The sequence below is a fragment of the Neorhizobium sp. SHOUNA12A genome, from assembly GCF_023006505.1.
GTDB lineage: Bacteria > Pseudomonadota > Alphaproteobacteria > Rhizobiales > Rhizobiaceae > Neorhizobium.
Map to the genome: position 1 here is coordinate 1 of NZ_JALBGV010000175.1, position 3,021 is coordinate 3,021.

The window sequence follows — 3,021 nt, forward strand, 5'->3', positions numbered from 1 at the left end:
CGGCGATTGCCATCGGCCTCTGCGTCGGCCTGACGGCCGGTTTTGCCGGCGGGCTGGTCGACGAGGGGCTGATGCGCGTCGTCGATGCCTTCCAGATCGTCCCAAGCTTCCTGCTGGCGCTCGCCTTCGTCAGCGTCATCGGCGCCTCGGTGCCGGTCGTGGTGCTGGCGATCGCGCTCGGCGCCTGGGCCGATCCGGCGCGGCTGACACGAGCGCAAGTGCTTTCCATCCGCGAGCGGGATTATGTTGCCTCCGCGCGGGTGATCGGCATGCATCCCGCAGAAATCGCCTTCCGGGAAATCCTGCCCAACGCCCTGCCACCCGTTCTGGCGCTGTCCGCGATCATCGTCGCGGCGGCGATCCTCACCGAAGCCGCCCTTTCCTTCCTCGGTCTCGGCGATCCGAACGTCGTCACCTGGGGTTCGATGATCGCCGAGGGCCGCAACATCCTGCGCTCCTCGCCGTCGCTGTCGATCTTCCCGGGCATCGCGCTGGTGGTCACGGTGGTCGGCGTCTACCTCTTCAGCGAAGGCCTCACCAAGGCGCTTGGCGGCCGGAGGCTGGAGCCATGAGCACGCTGTGCGAGATCAGCAACCTGTCGGTCACCTATCGTGGCCAGACGCTGCCGGCGCTGGATCATCTCAACCTCGACATCGTCGCCGGCGAGCGGCTGGCGATCATCGGCGAAAGCGGTTCCGGTAAAAGCACGCTCGCGCGAGCCCTTGCCGGACTCTTGCCGCCGGGTGCCCGGCTGACGGGCGAGATGCGATGGTCCTCCGGCCTGCCGCCTTTGCCCGGCCGCGATCTCGGCTTCGTTTTCCAGGACCCATCCTCCAGCCTCAACCCGGTGCTCAGCGTCGGCGAACAGGTGGCCGAAGGTGCCCGCCGGCATCTCGGCCTGTCGTGGAAAGAGGCTTATGCCCGCGTGCTAAAAATGCTGGAGCGAGTACGCATTCCGGAGCCGGACAAGGTGATGAAAGCTTTTCCGCACCAGCTTTCCGGCGGCCAACGGCAGCGCGTTGCAATCGCGGCCGCTCTCTCCGCCAAACCGGGCTTCCTGATCGCCGACGAGGCGACCAGCGCGCTCGACATGGTCGTGCAGGCCGAGATCGTCTCGCTGCTCGACGAACTGGTTCGTGAGGCCGGCATGACGCTGATCTTCATCACCCACGACATCGCGCTGGCTTCAGGTTTTGCGAACCGGGTGGCAATCTTCAAGGACGGCAGGTTGGTAGAATCGGGCCAGACCGGACATGTCCTTGCCTCCCCCAAAGAGACCTACACAAAGACGCTGATCGCCAGCCATCGCGACCTCACGACGCCTCCGCTCATCCGGGAGGCCACGCCGTGACCCTGCTTACGATCGAAAACCTCTCGAAGCGTTTTTCGTCCGGTGGCCGTGAAGTCGCGGCGGTCAGCGATGTTTCGTTGACGCTGGGACCCGGTGAGACGCTGGGCCTCGTCGGCGCCTCGGGCAGCGGAAAATCCACCCTCGCCCGCATCCTGATGCGACTGCTGCCGGCCGATGCCGGCGCCATCCGATTTGAGGGCGACGACTGGCTCTCGCTGTCCGGCGCCAATCTCCGCCATCGCCGCGCCAGGATGCAGATGGTGTTTCAGGATGTGCTCGGCGCCTTCAATCCGCGCGCGACCGTCGCCTCGGTGCTGGACGATCCGCTCCGCATCCACAACATCGCGCCGAAAGCCGAGCGAACGAGGGAGATAGCAGCACTTCTCGACCGCGTCGGCCTGCCGGCAAGTTATGGCGAACGATCGATCCGCGAGGTTTCCGGCGGCCAGCGACAGCGTATCGCCATTGCCCGTGCCATCGCCACAAAACCATCGCTGATCGTGCTCGACGAGGCAGTATCGGCGCTGGACGTCTCGATCCGCGGCAAGATCCTCGAACTGCTGGTCGAGCTACAAGAAGAGCGCGGCATCAGCTATCTTTTCGTCTCGCACGATCTCGCCGTCCTGCGCGCCGTCTCGCACCGGATCGCCGTCATGGAAACCGGGCGGCTCACCGAGATCGGGCCGATGCGGCAGGTGATCGAAAACCCGCAATCGCCTGCAGCCAAGGCGCTGATCAACGCTGTACCGCGACTTTTGACAGAACCAACGGAAGGACCCTCCCATGACGTTTGACCGCTGGAACCCGCTGAACGACGCGCCATCCTTTCCCGCTGTGCGTTACGCTGCGATCGCCGACCGGATCGCCAGAATCCTGAAGACCCGCAACGACGTGCTGCTGATCCAGGCGGAAGCGGTCGTCGCGCTGGAAGCGGCCGCCCTCAGCCTCGCCCGACCCGGCCTGAAGGCGATCAACATCGTCACGAGCATGTATGGCGGCTGGTTCGGCACCTGGCTCAGGCGTGGCGGTGCGGAGGTTGTCGATCTCGCCGCAGAGCCCGCACGCCCGATCGGGCTGGAAGCGGTCGAGGCGGCGCTGAATGCGCATCCGGACATCAAGGTCCTGGCCATCGTCCATGCGGAATCGGCAAGCGGCATCCGCAATCCGCTGGAGGAGATCGTAGCCCTCGCGCGTTCCCGCGGCATCGTCACGGTGGTGGACGCGGTCGCCTCGATCGGCGGCCATGCACTTGGCATCGACGAACTCGGCATCGACATCGCCGTTATCGGACCGCAGAAGGCGCTGGCGGGACCCGCCGGGGTTTCGGCGCTTTCCGTCAGCCCTGCTGCCTGGAAACTGATTTCTCAACAAGGGGCGCCAAGGGATTCCATTCTCTCGCTTATCGACCAGAAAGCCTGGCTCGAAACTGGCCGCGGTGCGCTTTCCGGCACCACCGCTCCCCTCGAATTCTTTGCGCTCGAAGCCGCCCTCAATCGCGTCGAGACGGAAGGCATCGATGCGATTGTCGCCCGCCATGTCCGTGCCGCCCGAGCGACCCGCGCGGCACTTGCCGCGATGGGCGGCGAACTCTGGATCGATGCCTTGCATGGTTCGAACCTGGTGACGGCGGCCAGGCTTCCGGCCGCAGCCGACCCAACCGCCGTTCTCTC

The 3,021-nt window shown here is 65.5% G+C and carries 4 protein-coding genes; all 4 read left to right on the forward strand.

Features of this window, described 5'->3' with window-relative positions; translation table 11 throughout:
- Window positions 1-572, forward strand: a 572-nt coding sequence (locus tag MOV63_RS32230) for an ABC transporter permease (RefSeq protein ID WP_247039813.1), incomplete at its 5' end; no start/stop codon positions are given.
- A complete protein-coding gene (locus MOV63_RS32235; RefSeq protein WP_247039814.1) occupies window positions 569-1,351 on the forward strand; it encodes an ABC transporter ATP-binding protein in 783 nt (260 codons plus the stop codon). The genes MOV63_RS32230 and MOV63_RS32235, both read left to right, overlap by 4 nt.
- A complete protein-coding gene (locus tag MOV63_RS32240; RefSeq protein ID WP_247039815.1) occupies window positions 1,348-2,145 on the forward strand; it encodes an ABC transporter ATP-binding protein in 798 nt (265 codons plus the stop codon). The genes MOV63_RS32235 and MOV63_RS32240 overlap by 4 nt, the downstream gene beginning before the upstream one ends.
- Window positions 2,135-3,021: aminotransferase class V-fold PLP-dependent enzyme (locus tag MOV63_RS32245; protein WP_247039816.1), on the forward strand; the 887-nt coding region annotated here is incomplete at its 3' end. The genes MOV63_RS32240 and MOV63_RS32245, both read left to right, overlap by 11 nt.